Source organism: Halomonas aquatica (assembly GCF_040196335.1).
In the GTDB taxonomy this organism is placed as follows: domain Bacteria; phylum Pseudomonadota; class Gammaproteobacteria; order Pseudomonadales; family Halomonadaceae; genus Halomonas; species Halomonas aquatica.
In genome coordinates, this window is sequence record NZ_JBEGCJ010000006.1 from 139,017 (window position 1) to 155,090 (window position 16,074).

Consider the following 16,074-nt stretch of genomic DNA (forward strand, 5'->3'; position numbering starts at 1 on the left):
GATTCAGCCTCGAGGGTGATGGTTGGCGTGCAGGACTTCCAGTCGTACCTGCGCCACATGGGTATAGATCTGCGTGGTCGAGAGATCGCTGTGACCGAGCAGCAGCTGTACGACACGCAGATTGGCCCCATGATTCAACAGGTGGGTCGCAAAGGCGTGGCGAAGGGTATGGGGCGAAAGCGGCCGATCGATTCCGGCGGCCCGCGCATGAGCCTTGATACGGTACCAGAAGGCCTGACGCGTCAGGCATCGGTCAGCACGCCCGGGAAACAGGGCCGGCCGGGTGATGTCGGCCATCAGGGCGCCACGGGCACTGCGCAGGTAGCGTTCGAGCCAGGCCACGGCCTCCTCACCCAGCGGCACCAGGCGATCCTTGTCGCCCTTGCCGCGCACCCTGACCACGCCCTGGCGAAGATTGACCGCATCGGTGGTCAACCCCACCAGCTCGGTGACCCGCAGCCCGGCCCCGTAGAGCACCTCCAGCATGGCCCGGTCGCGCACGCCCAGATCGGTGGCGAGGTCCGGCGCCGCGAGCAGGCGCTCCACCTCGTCCTCCTCCAGAGTGTCGGGGAGCGAGGGGCGCACCCTGGGCAGGCGCACCTCGACCAGCGGGTCGTGGTCGATGAGCCGCTCGCCCAGGGCCCAGCGATAGAAGCTTCTGAGGCTCGCGAGCAGCCTGGCATTGCTGCGCAGGCTGTAGCCGGCCTCGCGACGCTCGTCGAGCCAGGTCGGAAGGATCCCGCTCGCCGGTGACAGCAGCGATTCGCCGGCATTCTCCAGGCGTGCCTGCCAGCGGGTCAGATCATGGCGATAGGCGGTCAGGGTATTGTCGCTCGCACCCTGCTCCAGCCAGAGGCCGTCGAGGAAGGCATCGACCAGCTCAGCGGCCTCCATGTTGGTTCCCATACGGCTCCCGGACATGTCCCATCAGAACGAAACCCCGCCCCGCGGCAGCGGTGACGGGGTTTCGAAAGCGGGTGCGAGGCCTGGGGCCCCGACACCTCGCGCGGACAGAGGCGGTCGCCTCAGGCCAGCTTTTCCTTGATGCGGGCAGAGCGGCCGCTGCGCTCGCGGAGATAGTACAGCTTGGCCTGACGCACATCGCCGCGACGCTTGACCTCGATGGAATCGACCAGCGGGCTGTAGGTCTGGAAGGTACGCTCGACGCCGACACCGTGAGAGATCTTGCGCACGGTGAAGGCGGAGTTCAGGCCGCGGTTGCGCTTGCCGATGACGACGCCTTCGAAGGCCTGGAGGCGCTCGCGGCTGCCTTCCTTGACCTTGACCTGGACGACCACGGTATCGCCGGGGGCGAAGGCCGGGACTTCCTTGCTCATCTGCTCGGTCTCAAGCGCCTGGATCACCTTGTTCTTGCTACTCATGACAACAACTCCTCGATAATGTCTCGTGACGCGCCGGATGCGGTTCGTTGCCGGCGGGTCGTGATCCCGGCGCTCGAGTCGGGCTCGAGGGCGCGGGAATCCCGTTGGTGACACAGGTCCGCCATGCCCGCTCAGGGGCTCGTGACGTCCTGCACCTCCGCCCTGACCCATCTAGCAGGCCCGTCCAGCGGGCCTATCTAGTGGACAGCGCGTAGTCCTCGATGAACTCCTCGAGCAGCTCATGCTGCTCGGCACTCAACGCCCTACCTTCCAGCAGGTCGGGACGCCTGAGCCAGGTTCGCCCCAGGGACTGCTTCAGCCGCCAGCGCCGGATGGCGCCATGGTGGCCGCTGAGCAGGACCTCCGGCACTCGACGCCCGTCGATTTCCTCGGGGCGCGTAAAGTGCGGACAGTCCAGCAGCCCGTCGTTGAAGGAGTCCTCGACCGCGGAATCCTGATGGCCCAGCACCCCGGGCACCAGCCTGGCCGCGGCGTCGATCAACACCATGGCCGGCAGCTCTCCGCCGCTGAGCACATAGTCGCCGATCGACCACTCCTCATCGATGTCGGCTTCCACCACCCGTTCATCGATGCCTTCATAGCGTCCAGCCACCACCACCAGGGGAGGGCCCGACGCCAGTTCCTGCACGCCATGCTGATCCAGGCGCCGACCCTGGGGGGAAAGGTAGATCACCTTCGCCCGCTCGCCGGTGGCAGCCTCTGCACGCTCACGCGAGGCATGGATGGCCGCGCGCAGGGTATCGACCTTCATCAGCATGCCCGGGCCGCCGCCATAGGGGCGGTCATCCACGGTGCGATGCCGGTCGGTGGCGTAGTCCCGGGGGTTCCAGAACTCGAGCGCAATGCGCCCCTTCTCCACCGCCCTCCCCGTGACGCCGTGGCGTGTGATCGCCTCGAACATCTCGGGAAACAGCGACACCACCCCGATCCACATGGACGGCAACTCCGGGGTCATACCGGAACTCAAAATTCGGGATCCCAGTCGACGGTCATCACGCCACCCTCGAGATCTACTTCCAGTACGACCTCGCCGGGCAGGAAGGGCAACAGCCGCTCCCGGGCCTCGATGCCCTCGTCAACTTCGCCCTTCACGACCATGACGTCGTTGGCGCCGGTCTCGAAGAGGTGATCGACGTGCCCCAGCGCCACGCCCTCACGGGTCACCACCTTCAGCCCTTCCAACTGATACCAGTAGTAGTCATCCCCGTCGAGCTCGGGCAGTTCAGCCTTGGGCAGCAGGACCTCGGCACCCGCCAGGGCCTCGGCCGCCTCGCGACTGTCGACACCCTCGAGACTCGCCACAAGGCCCTTGCCCTGGCGTCGCCCTTGGGCGAGGCCCATCCGGGTCAGCCGGGACCCCTGGCGCAGCACCCACGTCTCGTAGTCGAGGATGCCTTCCATGGGGCTGGTGTACGAATACACCTTCAACCAACCCTTGACGCCGTAAGGGCTGGTCAGCTTACCCAGCACCACATGATCGTCGGCTGGCTGCGCTTGCGCGTGTTCGCTCATCGACGACCCCTGGCCTCTTGCAGCAGGCAAGTCAGACCCTTCAGGCCTGCTTGCGGGCTTCCTTGACCAGCTCGGCGACGCGGTCGGAGAGCTGGGCACCCTGGCTCTGCCAGTGGGTGATGCGCTCCAGGTCGACGCGCAGGCGTTCTTCCTGGCCACGCGCCACGGGGTTGAAGAAACCCAGGCGCTCGATGAAGCGGCCATCACGGGACTTGCGGGAATCGGTCACGGTGAGGTGGTAGAAGGGACGCTTCTTGGCGCCACCACGTGCCAGACGAATGGTAACCATGCGTTGACTATCCTTCGGTTGAAGTTGCGGATGTTTCGGCCGAGGCGCCGATACCCTGCTGGCCCTCGACAATCTGCTCAGGGAAGCGGGCCGACGGCCCGGCTTCGGGTCATTCGGTCACGACGATGACCGCGCTGTTCGCGGTCCTGCCTGTGAAGACGCGACATTCTACGGAAAACCGCCCGACTTGGAAACCTTTTTGCGGATGCCGGCCTGCCGCGGCCCGGCTCAGCGCCACGGCATCCCGCCGGGGCCGCCCATGCCGCCGGGCCCGCCCGGGCCACCGCCACCCATCATGCCGGACATGCCGCGCATCATCTTCTGCATGCCGCCCTTCTGGCCCGCCTTCTTCATCATCTTCTGCATCTGCTTGTGCTGCTTGAGCAGGCGATTGAGGTCGGGCACCTGCAGGCCGGCCCCGGCGGCGATGCGGCGCTTGCGCGAGCCGTTGATGATCTCGGGCTTGCGACGCTCCTGGGGCGTCATGGAGTTGATCAGCGCCTCGAGCTTGCCCATCTCCTTCTCGGGGCCGGGCCCCTGGGCCATCTCGGCCATCTGGCCCATGCCCGGCAGCTTGCCCATCAGGCCGCCCATGCCGCCCATCTTCTTGAGCTGCTGAAGCTGGTCACGGAAGTCCTCAAGGTCGAACCCCTGGCCCTTCTTGACCTTCTTGGCCAGCTGATCGGCCTTCTTCTTGTCGACCGTTCTCTCGGCTTCCTCGATCAGCGAGAGCACATCGCCCATGCCGAGGATGCGCGAGGCCACCCGGTCCGGGTGGAAGGGCTCCAGGGCGTCGACCTTCTCGCCCACGCCCATGAACTTGATCGGCTGGCCAGTGATATGGCGCACCGAGAGCGCCGCGCCACCGCGGGCATCGCCGTCGGCCTTGGTCAGGATCACCCCGGTCAGCGGCAGCGCTTCGTGGAAGGCCTTGGCCGTGTTGGCAGCATCCTGGCCCGTCATGGCATCGACGACGAACAGCGTCTCGTCAGGCACCACCGCCTTATGCAGCGCCTGGATCTCCGCCATCATCGCCTCGTCGATGGCCAGGCGACCGGCGGTATCGATGAGCACCACGTCATGGAACTGGATCTTCGCGTGCTTGATGGCCGCCTCGGCGATGGCCACCGGCTGCTGGTCGGAACGCGACGGGAAGAAGTCGACCTCTACCTCGCGGGCCAGGGTCTCGAGCTGGTCGATGGCCGCCGGCCGGTAGACGTCGGCAGAGACCACCAGCACCTTCTTCTTCTCGCGCTCGCGCAGGTAGCGCGCCAGCTTGGCCACCGAGGTGGTCTTGCCCGCGCCCTGCAGGCCCGCCATCAGCACCACCGCGGGCGAGCCCTTGAGGATCAGCCCCTCGTTGGCCTCGCCCATGATCGCCTCGAGCTCCTGCTGGACGATCTTGACAAACTGCTGCCCTGGGGAAAGGCTCTGGGAGACCTCCTGCCCCACGGCACGTTCGCGCACACGGTCGATGAATTCCTTGACCACCGGCAGCGCAACGTCCGCCTCGAGCAATGCCCGACGCACCTCGCGCAGAGTGTCCTTGACGTTGTCCTCGGTCAGGCGTGCCTGACCCTTGACGGACTTGAGCGTCTGGGACAGACGCTCGCTGAGATTCTGGAACATGGGCCTCTCCAATCACGATGGCCGGGGAGACCGGCCCGACATCGGCCAGGGGCTCCCTGCAATGGTCGGAAATTATACGCGCAGTGGCCGTCAGTCTCCATGCATGACGGGCATTCGCTATCTCGAGGGGTTCGCCGCCGTGCTGTGCGCCGCCGCACGGATTCGGTATAGTGGCGCCTTCATTCCACAAGCTCAGGCGCTGGCGAAGGCGCACGGACAGCGATCGATGCAGCCGCTATCACTTGCCGTCATGGCCTTCCTGTTTTACATGGGGGCCGCCTCCTGGCAGGGCCTGGCCCTGGCCCGTCGGGCACCTCCGCGCGACATGTTGGTGCGCGCCCTGGTCCTGTTCGGGCTGTTCGGCCACGTGCCTCTGGCCGCCACGCTGCTGGCCCGGGGCGACTCCCTGCTGCCCGGCCTCTCCACCAGTGCGGTGCTGGTCAGCGCACTGGCCGTCCTGCTGCTGCTGCTGGTCAGCCTCTTCAAGCCGGTGCTCAACATCGCCACCGGGCTGCTGCCCTTGGCCGGCCTGACCCTGCTGCTGGCGACCGGCCTGCCGAGCCCAGAACGCGGCGCCGGCATGACGCCAGGCATCGCCCTCCACGCCCTGAGCAGCGCGCTGGCCTTCGCCCTGCTGGCGATCGCCGCCATCCAGGCGGTGCTGCTGGGCATCCAGAACCAGGCACTGCGCCACCATCACATCCGCGGCGTGGTCCAGTCACTGCCACCGCTGACCACCATGGAGCGAATCCTGTTCGAGCTGATCTGGGCCGGCATGATCCTGCTGACCCTGTCGATTGCCAGCGGTTTCCTGTTCCTCGACAACATGTTTGCCCAGCATCTGGCCCACAAGTCGATCCTTTCGCTGGCCGCCTGGGTGATCTTCGCCACGCTGCTGTTCAGCCACCACCGGCTGGGCTGGCGGGGCATGCGGGCGGTTCGCTGGACCCTCGGCGGCTGCCTCGTGCTGCTGCTGGCCTACTTCGGCAGCAAGTTCGTGCTGGAGATCCTGCTCAACCGAGCCTGAGGCCGGCACCCGCCTTGACACTGGATGACCGAGCCCCTACAACTCGAGCCTGACACGCCTTTGAGGATCCTTCGACCTTGAGTGACGACTTCCCGCTGGGACTGCTGTTCGGCCTGCTGTTCCTGCTCGTCTGCCTTTCCGCCCTCTTCTCCAGCTCCGAGACCGGGATGATGTCGATCAACCGCTACCGCCTGAGCCATCAGGCGAGCAGCGGCGATTCGCGCGCCCAGCGGGTCCTGCGCCTGCTGTCGCGGCCGGACCGTCTGATCGGCGTCATCCTGATCGGCAACAACTTCGTCAACAACCTGGCGGCATCCATCGCCACCATCATCGCCATCCACTTCTTCGGCGACGTCACTGGCCCGGCCGTCGCCACGGCACTGCTGACCATCACCATCCTGATCTTCGCCGAGGTCACGCCCAAGACCTATGCGGCGATCAAGCCCGAGCGCATCGCCTACCCCGCCTCACTGGCCCTGGAGCCGCTGCTCAAGCTGCTCTATCCGCTGGTATGGCTGGTCAATGCCATCTCGAACGGCCTGCTGCGCCTGCTGGGCGTGAAGAGCATCGACGGCGGCGCCGACAACCTGACCCGTGACGAGCTGCGCACCGTGGTGCACGAGGCCGGCACACTGATCCCCCGTCGCCACCAGTCGATGCTGCTGTCGATCCTCGACCTGGAGAACGTCACCGTGAACGACATCATGGTGCCGCGCCATGAGGTGGTGGGCCTCGACCTGGACGACGACCTGGAGGATATCCTGGCGCAGATCCGCACCAGCCAGCACACCAGGGTTCCGGTCTACAAGGGCGACATCAACAACATCATCGGCATGCTCCACCTGCGCAACGCCGCGCGTTTCCTCTCGCGCGGCGAAGTGACCAAGGCCGCCATCGTCCAGGAGGCCCGGGAGCCCTACTTCATTCCCGAGTCCACCCCTCTGCATACCCAACTGCTCAACTTCCAAAAGCAGAAACGACGCATCGGGATCGTGGTGGACGAGTATGGTGACGTGGAGGGTCTGGTGACCCTGGAGGACATCCTCGAGGAGATCGTCGGCGAGTTCACCACCGATGTGGCGGGGCTCGACCAGGAGATCCACCTGCAGGACGACGGTAGCCACGTGATCGACGGCACCGCCAACATCCGCGACATCAACAAGGCGCTAGGCTGGCAGCTGCCCACGGATGGCCCGAAGACCCTCAACGGCGTGATCCTGGAGCACCTGGAGTCCTTCCCCGACGGCCCGGCCTGCCTGCAGATCGACAGCGTGCGCATGGAGATCCTCGAGGTGCGGGATAACCTTATCACGGCGGCACGCTGCTGGCAGCCGATACGACGCGCTCCGCTTCGCAACTGAGGCCTACTCTCGGCGGCGACCGGCACCTGCCCAGCCATCGGCCTCGGCCTTGAGTGCGTGCACCCGGGCCGCGACCCTGCTCCGGCTGGCCTCGGCGGGCGGCATCACTTCACCGAAATAGAGCGCTACCCGCGCCCGGAAACGCCGGGGCCGCTTGGTCAGTGCCTTGCCGCCATGGTGCGAGGTCCAGGATCCCCAGAGACCGGCCAGCCCGGCGGGGATCACCGGCACGGCATCCCTGGCCAGGATCAGCTCGAGGCCGCGGCGAAAGGGCTGTACCTCGCCGTCCGGCGTCAGGCGGCCCTCGGGAAACACCATCACCACCTCCCCCTGGCGCAACGCACGGCTGACCTCGGCAAGCGCCTGGCGCACGCTCCCCGGATCACGCCGGTCGGCATCCACGGGGATGGCCCCCACTCGGCGGAACAGCCAGTTGAGCCAGGGCGAGTCATAGATAGGCTTGTCCATCAGGAAGCGCAGCGGCCGGGGGCTTGCCACACCCACCACCAGGGCATCCATGAAGCTGACATGGTTGCAGACGATGATGGCCGGGCCGCGCGGGGGAATGTGCAGACGGCCGCGGAAGCGCAGCCGATAAATAAGATGGAGCATCAGGAAGAGCAGCCGCCGCAGGAGGGGCCGCGGAGCACTGGCCAGCTGCCACCCTCCCGCTGCCATCGCCAGCCCCGTTGTCGCCCACATCAGCGGGGTCATCACGGTGCGTCAGGCGCCTGCCTGAGGCCGGCCAGGATGGTCGAGAGCAGCTGATCGAGCAGTTCGCCCACTTCCAGCGGTTCGCCCTGCCAGTAACCAAGGCGCTCGTTGAGGCCCAACTGGACAAGGCCGTGGACACTGCCCCAAAGCGTGCGGCTCAGTCGCCAGGCCTCCAGGTCGTCCAGTGCCGGCTGGTATTCCTTGAGGGTCGCCCCCACCCTCAGGAACAGGCCCTCGATCATCTCGTTCTGGCGCTGGTCCAGCTCACCCTCCTGGGCCAGGGGGTAATCGAAGAGCAGCTGCCAGCGGTGGGCATCCTGGCGGGCGAACTGCCAGTAGGCCCGGGCCAGTGCCTTGAGGCGCTCCTCGGGTGTGGCATCGGCGAGCAGAGGTTCGATCACCCCGCGAAGTTGCGCCAGGGTCTCGACATTGACGTGCTGCAGCAGGTTGCTGAAGCTGCCATAGAGCTTGAGCAGCGTGCTGGGCGCGCAGCCCACCTCGCGCGCCAGGGCTCGCAGCGACAGCGTGTGAGCTGGATGCTGCTGCAACCAGGCATCACAGGCGTCCATGACATGGGCATGGAGTGCCTCGGGGGCATGCTGTCTGGGACGAGCCATCGGGTTCCTCACAGGGTAGTGGCGGCCATCGCGAGTCGGGCAACAAGCATACGCTCATCGAACACTGTTTTCGACAGGATATCCGACACCGGTGATGATGCAAGTCATCGGCAGGATCGCGGCGCGTTCGCGGCTTTTCTCCGCAGGTCGACTTGGTTACCCTGACGCTCCACCTACCCGGAGACCCCATGGCCGGCCGACTGCATATCGCCCCCATTGACCTCGAGCGCCTGCTTCCCGACCTTGTCGCCGAGACAGAGCTGATCACCGGCACCAACCTGGCTCCACGCCGCCCCCTGTCGATCGTCCGCCTGGAGGCGGGCAGGCCCAGGCTTGCGACGGCCTTCTGGGGGCTGACCCCCCCCTGGCTCAAGGTGCTCGATCATGCCCCCCACTGCGCCCGGGCCGAGGCACTCCAGACTCGCCCCATGTTCCGCGAGGCCTTCGGCGCCCGGCGATGCCTGGTTCCGGTCACCGGCGTCTACGCATGGAAGCCTCAGCCGCGCTTCAAGCAACCCTTCCTGGTCACCCGCGTCGATCGCGGCCCGCTGCTGCTGGCGGGGCTCTGGTGTCGCTTCCATACCGGTCTGAGTGAGTACAACGATTCCATGGCACTGATCACGGTGCCCACCAATAACCTGATGGCGCCACTCACCGACCGCCTGCCGGCGGTAATCGAGCCCCGGGAGGCCACACGCTGGCTCGATCCGCAGACGCCGATTGCCGAGGCTCAGGCCCTGCTCGCCCCCGCCCCCGGGGAACTCCTGGGCGCTTTTACGGTATCAAGGGGGGTCAATGATCCCGCCAATCAGGATCCGACCTGCGCCCACCCCACCGGCCCCATGCTGCGCCAGCATCTTCCACAGGAGCGATGATGACCAAGCCCTTGCCTGCCCCTTGCCGCCAGCCAGGCCACCTGCTTGCCTGGCTGGTCGTCGCCGCGGCCCTGCTGACGGGCCTGACCGCCCGGGCCGAGACGCCCGAGCCGGCAGTAACCGTCGATGAGGTCGTCTCGCCGCGGGTCAGTCCCCATGATGACCGCGACTACCGCGCCCTGACCCTCGACAACGGCCTGAGCGTGCTGTTGGTCAGCGACCCTGAGGCAGACAAGGCCGCCGCCTCGCTGAACGTGGACGTAGGAAGCGCCCATGACCCTGAAGACCTCGCCGGCCTCGCCCATTTCCTCGAGCACATGCTGTTCCTGGGCACCGATACCTATCCCGAGTCAGATGCCTACCAGGGCTATCTGACCCGCCATGGGGGCAACCACAACGCCTTCACCGCGCCACTGGACACCAACTACTTCTTCGACATCGAGCCCGACGCCCTGGCCGGCACCCTGGATCGATTCAGCCGCTTCTTCGTCGCCCCGCTGTTCAATGCCGACCGTCTGGAGAGCGAGCGCAACGTGGTCCACTCGGAGTATCAGGCCCGTATCCAGGACGATGGTCGCCGCTCCAATGATGTGCTCGACCAGTTGCTCAATCCCGCCCACCCCGCTACCGGTTTCTCGGTGGGCAGTCGCGAGACCCTCGCCGACCGGCCGGAGGGGGAACCGAGCCTGAGAGAGCGCGTGATCGACTTCTACGAGTCGCACTACGATGCCAACGTCATGCACCTGGCCGTGGTCGCCCCTCAGCCCCTCGACGAACTGGAGGCCCTAGTCACCGAGCGCTTCGACGAGGTCCCCGACCGCGGCCTTTCCCGACCAACCATCAAGGTCCCGCTGATCGAGGAACAGAGTCTGCCGCGCGGAGCGCGGATGCAGTCGGTGCGAGATAGCCAACGGGTCAGTTTCCTGTTCCCGGTACCCGACCCGGAGACCGCCTATCCCCACAAGCCGGCCGACTACCTGGCACACCTGCTCGGTCACGAGGGCGAGGGCAGCCTGCTTGCGGTGCTGCGAAAGGCGGGATGGGCCGATGGCCTCTCCGCCGGGGTGACCCGTGGTGACGGCCACCAGGCGCTGTTCGCCGTGGACATCAGCCTGACCCCGGAGGGAGCCGAACAACTGGAGCGCATCCAGGCCAGCCTGTTCGCCAACATCGACCGGATCCGCGAATCGGGCCTCCAGGAGTGGCGCCATGACGAGGAGGCCCGCCTGGCCGAACAGCAGTTCCGCTTCCAGCAACACGGCTCGCCGCAGAGCGACGCCATACGCCTGGCCATGAACCTGTCGCGTTACCCCCTGGAGGACGTCAACTATGCGCCCTACCGCATGGATGGCTTCGACCGCGAGTTGATCGGGCACTGGCTCGACGGCCTTCGCCCCGACAGGCTGCTGCGCCTCTACAGCGGCCCGGAAGTCGAGGGCGATGCGGTCTCGCCCTGGTTCGATGCCCCCTGGCGTGAGGTCACAGCGGCAAGTGATGCCGAGCCGCTTGCCGGCATCGCCCTGCCCGCCCCCAACCACTACATTGCCTCGAATCTCGAACTGCTCGACCACCAGGACGAGGCTCCCGGTCTGCGCATCGACGAGAAGGGATTCGAGTTCTGGCACATGGCGGACGCCACCTTCAACACGCCCAAGGCGGAGTGGCGCTTCAGCCTCCAGCACCCCGCCGCCAGCCGCGAGGCCCGCGAGGCGGCGCTCTCACGGCTGCTCGCCGGCTGGCTCGTCGACAGCCTCAACGAGACCCTCTATCCGGCGCGCCTGGCTGGCCACCACTTCGAGGCCTATGCCCACGCCCGTGGCATCACCCTGTCGTTCTCGGGCTGGCGGGACCGCCAGGACCGGCTGATTGGACGGGTCATCACGCAGTTGCAGGAGGGGAAGATCGACGCGGCGACCTTCGACCGGGTTCACTACGGCCTGCAGCGCGAGTGGCGCAATGCGCCCCAGGATGCCCTCTACCTTCAGGCCAGTCGCACCCTGTCCGAGGCGCTGGTGCGCCCGGTGTGGCCCACCGACGCCCTGCTTGAGGCTAGCCGTGACCTTGGCGTCGAGGATCTACGCGACTTCCGCGAGCGTTTCCTCGCCGACCTTCACCTGGAGGCCATGGCGGTAGGGAACCTGGGGACCGAACTCGCCGAGCGCGAGGCTCGGCAGGTGGCCGATGCACTCTCCCCGGCTCTCACCACCGAGGCCATTGCGGAGCTCACCCCGCTGCAGGCGAATGACCTCCCAGATCTCACCCCTTCAACCACTCGGGAGGACTCGCTGGCGCTGCGCTACCTGCAGGGACCGGATCGCTCGCTGGCAAGCCAGGCCCGCCTGGCGGTGCTGGGCCAACTGCTGGAAACCCCCTTCTACCAGCGGCTGCGCACCGAGGCGCAGTTGGGCTACGTGGTCAACGCCGGCTACTCGCCCATGCTGGACGCCCCCGGCATCAGCCTGCTGGTGCAGTCCCCCGACACGCCAAGCGAGGCGATCCAGGCCCGCATCGACACCTTCCTGGATGACTTCAGACAACGACTCGCGGCGCTCGGCGATGATGACCTGGCACCCTACCGCCAGGCCGTGCATGACGCGCTGATGCAGCGCGATACCAGTCTCTCCGGACGCACCAACCGCCTGTGGCGTGCGCTTGCCTATGGCGACACCGACTTCGACCGCCATCGTCGCCTCGCCAAACGCGCCCTGGCGGTGACGGCCGATGAGCTGCGCGAGACCTGGCCGGCACTGCGCGACACGGCCGTTGCCCGGGTCAGCTTCGACCCGGGCGACGAGCCCAGCGACGTGCTGGCCCTGAGCCGGCATCTGACGCCGCTGCCCAGGGATGAAAGCTGAACGGGCTCCCGTCCCCACACAGCCCCCGACACGACAGCGCCCGGCCGATATGGCCGGGCGCTGTCGTTGGCAGACAGGATCGGGAGGCTCTTGCCTGTCAGCCGAAGGCCTGGGGCGGCATCATCGCCTCGACATGCATGACCAGTTCCTCGAGGATCTGCCGGTCACGGTCGGACAGCGAGACGGCGTTGAGCCGCTCGATCTCCCGGGCGAAATCCTTAAGCGTGAGGCTAGCGATGGCCGGATCGTTCATCCGCTCCCAGCGGAAGGTCTCCCAGCGCGCCTGTTCTTCGCTCTCAAGGGTTTCCGGATAGCTGCGAGCCCGATAGCGGAACAGCATCTCCTCGAGGCGTGGATCCTGGAAGGCGAAGTGAGCTCCCACCAGATCCCAGGGGTCGATGTCGCGCACCCGCTGCATCTGCTGGCGGTCCGCCGGCGAGAAGAAGCCACCGGAATAGAGCATCAGGTCCGGGTCATGGGGCGGCTCGGGGTGCGACGCGGCGAATACCTCAGCGACCCGGGAGGCCACATCGGGGCGGGCGGCGAGCTGCTTCCAGTGTTCGCGGCACGCGGCCAGGTCGAGCCCCAGGCGCTCGACGATCTCGCCATAGTCACCCTGGCGGGGCCCGGTGACATCCTTGAGCGCGCTGGCCGGGAAGAGCACCGGGCACTTGTTGATATGGATGACCTTGAGCGGAATGCGCTCGGCGCCCTCGGCGAGGTCATCGTTGCTGACGAAGACCCGCTCGCGGATCTCTGCCGGGGTCAGCTCCATCAGGGGTGTGGGGTCCATCGAGAGGTCGAAGACGATCACCCCATTGGGGTTGGAGGGGTGCTCGGCAAGCGGCATCACCAGGGCGCTGCAGCCTCGGCTGGCCGGGTAGCGCCGCGAGATGTGCAGCACCGGCTTGCGGCCGGGGAGGTCCAGCTGCCGCGAGACGGCACGCTTGCCGCGCAGGCCCAGCAGGTAGTCGAACAGCTTGGCGTTGCAGTCACGCAGCAGGCGCGCCAGGGCAATGGTGGCGCGGACGTCTGCCAGGGCATCGTGGGCCCCGGCATGGGCGATACCATTGGCAGCGGTCAGGTGCTCCAGCTTGAAACTCGGCGAACCGTCATCCCGCGTCGGCCACACGATGCCGTCGGGGCGCAAGGCGTGAAAGGCGCGAACGACATCGATCATGTCCCACCGCGAGTTGCCGTTCTGCCACTCCCGGGCGTAGGGGTCGAGCAGATTGCGGTAGAAGAGGTGACGGCTCACCTCATCGTCGAAGCGCAGGCTGTTGTAGCCCAGGGCACAGGTGCCCTGCTCGCCCATGGCGGCCTCGATCCGGCCGGCGAATTCGGCTTCCGGCAGCCCGCGGCGGCGGGCCTGCTGCGGCGTGATCCCGGTAATCAGGCAGGCCTGGGGATGGGGAAGGAAGTCATCGGCGGGCTTGCAGAAAAGCTCGAGCGGCTCGCCGATCTCGTTGAACTCGGCATCGGTACGGATGGCCGCGAACTGAGAGGGACGGTCGCGACGAGGGTCGGCACCGAAGGTCTCGTAGTCGTGCCACAGAAAGGTCTGCGGGGCGGCTTTCGACTGCGCCATGGGCGGGAGCTCTCCGAAGGGCGTGGGTTGACGGGCCCAGCCTACCACAGCCCTTCGGGCGGCTCAGCCGCTGGGCTTTCGACGATGACTCGCTCTACCAGAGACCCGCTCAGGGCTGTCTACCAGGCAGCCGCTCAAGGCTGTCCGCTCAGGCCTTGGGCAGGGTCACGTTGAGTTCCAGCACCGAGCAGTTGTCCTCGCTGTCGAGGGTGATGTTGATCGCGTCGTCATCGATCTGCACGTAGCGGCGGATCACCTCCAGCAGTTCCCTTTCCAGCAGCGGCATATAGTCGGGCTGTCCCCGCTGGGTGCGCTGATGGGCCACGATGATCTGCAGCCGCTCCTTGGCGACCGACGCAGAATTCTTGCGCTCTCGCTTGAGGAAATCGAGCAACTTCACCGGCGGGTTCCTCCAAACATGCGGCTCAACAGGCCCTTCTTCTGGTACTCGTGGAAGCGCAGCGGGATATCTTCGCCCAGCAAGCGTGCCACCGTATCGGCATAGGCCTGGCCGGCATCGCTGTCGTCATCGTGGGTCACCGGCACCCCCTGGTTGGAGGCCCGCAGCACCGCCTCGGACTCGGGAATCAGGCCGAGCAGGTCGATGGCCAGGATCTCCCGGATGTCCTCCAGGTTCAGCATGTCCCCCAGGTCGACACGCCCCGGGTTGTAGCGGGTGATCAGCAGGTGCTCCCGGATCGCGTCCTCACCGCGTTCGGCACGCCGGGTCTTGGACGCCAGCAGACCGAGCATGCGGTCGGAGTCGCGCACCGAGGAGACCTCGGGATTGGTGACCACGATCGCCTCGTCGGCGAAGTACATGGCCAGCTGAGCGCCTCGCTCGATGCCAGCCGGGGAGTCACAGATGATGAAATCGAAGTCCTTGCCCAGGGTCTCGAGCACCTTCTCGACGCCTTCCTGGGTCAGGGCATCCTTGTCGCGGGTCTGGGAGGCCGGCAGGATATGCAGGTTGTCGACCCGCTTGTCACGAATCAGGGCCTGGTTCAGTCCCGCCTCGCCCTGGATCACGTTGACCAGGTCATAGACCACTCGGCGCTCGCACCCCATGATCAGGTCGAGGTTGCGCAGCCCCACGTCGAAATCGATGACCACGGTCTTCTTGCCGCGCAGCGCCAGTCCCGTGGAGATGGCTGCTGCACTGGTTGTCTTGCCGACCCCGCCCTTGCCGGAGGTCACAACGATGATCTTGGCCAAGTGTCACATCCTGTCTTGTCATGATGAAAAGGAATGGTGGCGTGAACGCTGCCGCCACTCTGGTTGGCCGGCATCAATCCAGCGGCTTGATGCCCAGCTGGCCGTCGAACAATTGAACCTGAACGGTAGTGCCCAGCAGGCGCGGGTCGATGTCCTCGAGACGCTTGTAGTTGCCGGCCACCGAAAGCAGCTCGGCATGCAATTCGCGGCAGAAGATACCGGCCTTGTCGTCACCATGGATGCCGGCCAGGGCCCGCCCGCGCAGGGCGCCGTAGACATGCACGTTGCCGGCGGCGAGCACTTCGGCCCCGGCGTTGACCGCCCCCACCACCACCAGGTCGCCTTCGGGGGCAGTCACCTGCTGGCCGGAACGCACCGTGCCACGGTAGATGCGCCCACCCGTCGTAGTGCCGGGAAGGGCGCCGGGAGACGCTTGGGCCTCCAACGGCTCGGCCACCTCGGCATCCTCGGCAACGCTTTCCAGGGGGCGCGGACGAGAGGCCTCCTGAGGGGGGAACCAGCCCAGCCCCAGGGCCCAGGCCGACTGCTTGACCGGATCCGGCCCGCCACGCACCGCCACGGGTAACAGCTTGTGGGCACGGCAGACCGCACAGATCCGCTCGAGGGCCAGATGCGGCTCATCGAGTTTCTCTACGTTGAGAACGACCGGGGTATGCTGGAAGAAGGCCGGCGACTGGCTGAGCTTGCCCGCCAATTGCTCGCGGATGCGCTCTGGGTCGGCACTGGTCAGTTCCATGACCGTCATCGGCAGCATCCCACCCTTGAAGGTGAAGGCCATACCGTCCCTGTCCACATTGAGACTCATTGCCGAACTCCACGTCGGGTTATGGTGAGGGTACTGCATCAAAGCTAAGCGAGTGACTGCAACCCTGCAACTGATCATAAGGTCATTGAGGCGCATTGTCAGTGTCTCCATGCGGCCACGCCCTGCTCCCGTCCGGACTTTTCTGCTGGCGCGTCACGTGCTT

Annotated in this window: 16 protein-coding genes; 4 read left to right on the forward strand and 12 right to left on the reverse strand. The window is 66.5% G+C overall.

Annotation, left to right across the window (positions count from 1 at the left end):
- Nucleotides 1-3 precede the first annotated feature (3 nt).
- The 6 genes from xerD to ffh all read right to left on the reverse strand — a co-directional run bounded on the left by xerD (nt 4) and on the right by ffh (nt 4,833).
- Entirely contained in the window at nt 4-906 is a 903-nt protein-coding gene (gene xerD, locus ABE960_RS13930; protein WP_349762906.1) for a site-specific tyrosine recombinase XerD, read from the reverse strand.
- Nucleotides 907-1,025: 119 nt separating this feature from the next.
- On the reverse strand, nt 1,026-1,382 hold the full coding sequence (rplS, locus tag ABE960_RS13935; RefSeq protein ID WP_349762907.1) for a 50S ribosomal protein L19: 357 nt from the start codon (nt 1,380-1,382) through the stop codon (nt 1,026-1,028).
- Nucleotides 1,383-1,575: 193 nt separating this feature from the next.
- The gene (gene trmD, locus ABE960_RS13940; protein WP_349762939.1) at nt 1,576-2,337 is read right to left on the reverse strand and encodes a tRNA (guanosine(37)-N1)-methyltransferase TrmD; all 762 of its coding nucleotides are present in this window, start codon (nt 2,335-2,337) and stop codon (nt 1,576-1,578) included.
- A 29-nt stretch (nt 2,338-2,366) separates the two neighbouring features.
- Nucleotides 2,367-2,915 (reverse strand): ribosome maturation factor RimM, encoded by a 549-nt coding sequence (gene rimM, locus ABE960_RS13945; RefSeq protein ID WP_349762908.1) that lies wholly within the window; start codon nt 2,913-2,915, stop codon nt 2,367-2,369.
- 40 nt (nt 2,916-2,955) lie between these two features.
- Entirely contained in the window at nt 2,956-3,204 is a 249-nt protein-coding gene (rpsP, locus tag ABE960_RS13950; protein ID WP_071944078.1) for a 30S ribosomal protein S16, read from the reverse strand.
- Nucleotides 3,205-3,432: 228 nt separating this feature from the next.
- On the reverse strand, nt 3,433-4,833 hold the full coding sequence (gene ffh, locus ABE960_RS13955; protein ID WP_349762909.1) for a signal recognition particle protein: 1,401 nt from the start codon (nt 4,831-4,833) through the stop codon (nt 3,433-3,435).
- Between the two features lie 226 nt (nt 4,834-5,059).
- Between ffh and ABE960_RS13960 the strand changes: the two genes are divergently transcribed.
- Nucleotides 5,060-5,860 (forward strand): cytochrome C assembly family protein, encoded by an 801-nt coding sequence (locus ABE960_RS13960; RefSeq protein WP_349762910.1) that lies wholly within the window; start codon nt 5,060-5,062, stop codon nt 5,858-5,860.
- 77 nt (nt 5,861-5,937) lie between these two features.
- On the forward strand, nt 5,938-7,221 hold the full coding sequence (locus tag ABE960_RS13965) for an HlyC/CorC family transporter (protein WP_349762911.1): 1,284 nt from the start codon (nt 5,938-5,940) through the stop codon (nt 7,219-7,221).
- A 3-nt stretch (nt 7,222-7,224) separates the two neighbouring features.
- On the opposite strand, the gene ABE960_RS13970 is transcribed toward ABE960_RS13965, so the two are convergent.
- Nucleotides 7,225-7,935, reverse strand: a complete 711-nt coding sequence (locus ABE960_RS13970; RefSeq protein WP_349762912.1) for a 1-acyl-sn-glycerol-3-phosphate acyltransferase — start codon at nt 7,933-7,935, stop codon at nt 7,225-7,227.
- Nucleotides 7,935-8,552 (reverse strand): TetR/AcrR family transcriptional regulator, encoded by a 618-nt coding sequence (locus tag ABE960_RS13975; protein ID WP_349762913.1) that lies wholly within the window; start codon nt 8,550-8,552, stop codon nt 7,935-7,937. Before ABE960_RS13975 ends, ABE960_RS13970 begins: the two co-directional genes overlap by 1 nt.
- A gap of 188 nt (nt 8,553-8,740) precedes the next feature.
- Here ABE960_RS13975 and ABE960_RS13980 point away from each other — a divergent pair, with 188 nt between their 5' ends.
- On the forward strand, nt 8,741-9,427 hold the full coding sequence (locus ABE960_RS13980; RefSeq protein WP_349762914.1) for an SOS response-associated peptidase: 687 nt from the start codon (nt 8,741-8,743) through the stop codon (nt 9,425-9,427).
- Nucleotides 9,424-12,282: an insulinase family protein gene (locus ABE960_RS13985; protein WP_432765377.1), complete on the forward strand. Its 2,859-nt coding sequence runs from the start codon at nt 9,424-9,426 to the stop codon at nt 12,280-12,282. The genes ABE960_RS13980 and ABE960_RS13985 overlap by 4 nt, the downstream gene beginning before the upstream one ends.
- Before the next feature lie 97 nt (nt 12,283-12,379).
- Here the strand turns inward: ABE960_RS13985 and sbcB are convergent, their stop codons facing one another.
- From sbcB to minC, 4 genes are all read right to left on the reverse strand, one after another.
- Nucleotides 12,380-13,870, reverse strand: a complete 1,491-nt coding sequence (gene sbcB / locus ABE960_RS13990; protein WP_349762916.1) for an exodeoxyribonuclease I — start codon at nt 13,868-13,870, stop codon at nt 12,380-12,382.
- A 148-nt stretch (nt 13,871-14,018) separates the two neighbouring features.
- On the reverse strand, nt 14,019-14,270 hold the full coding sequence (gene minE / locus ABE960_RS13995; RefSeq protein WP_349762917.1) for a cell division topological specificity factor MinE: 252 nt from the start codon (nt 14,268-14,270) through the stop codon (nt 14,019-14,021).
- Nucleotides 14,267-15,085 carry a septum site-determining protein MinD gene (gene minD, locus ABE960_RS14000; protein WP_349762918.1) on the reverse strand — a complete coding sequence of 273 codons (819 nt, stop codon included), beginning with the start codon at nt 15,083-15,085 and terminating at the stop codon, nt 14,267-14,269. Before minD ends, minE begins: the two co-directional genes overlap by 4 nt.
- Nucleotides 15,086-15,158: 73 nt before the next feature.
- Nucleotides 15,159-15,911 carry a septum site-determining protein MinC gene (gene minC, locus ABE960_RS14005; protein ID WP_349762919.1) on the reverse strand — a complete coding sequence of 251 codons (753 nt, stop codon included), beginning with the start codon at nt 15,909-15,911 and terminating at the stop codon, nt 15,159-15,161.
- Between the last annotated feature and the right edge of the window lie 163 nt (nt 15,912-16,074).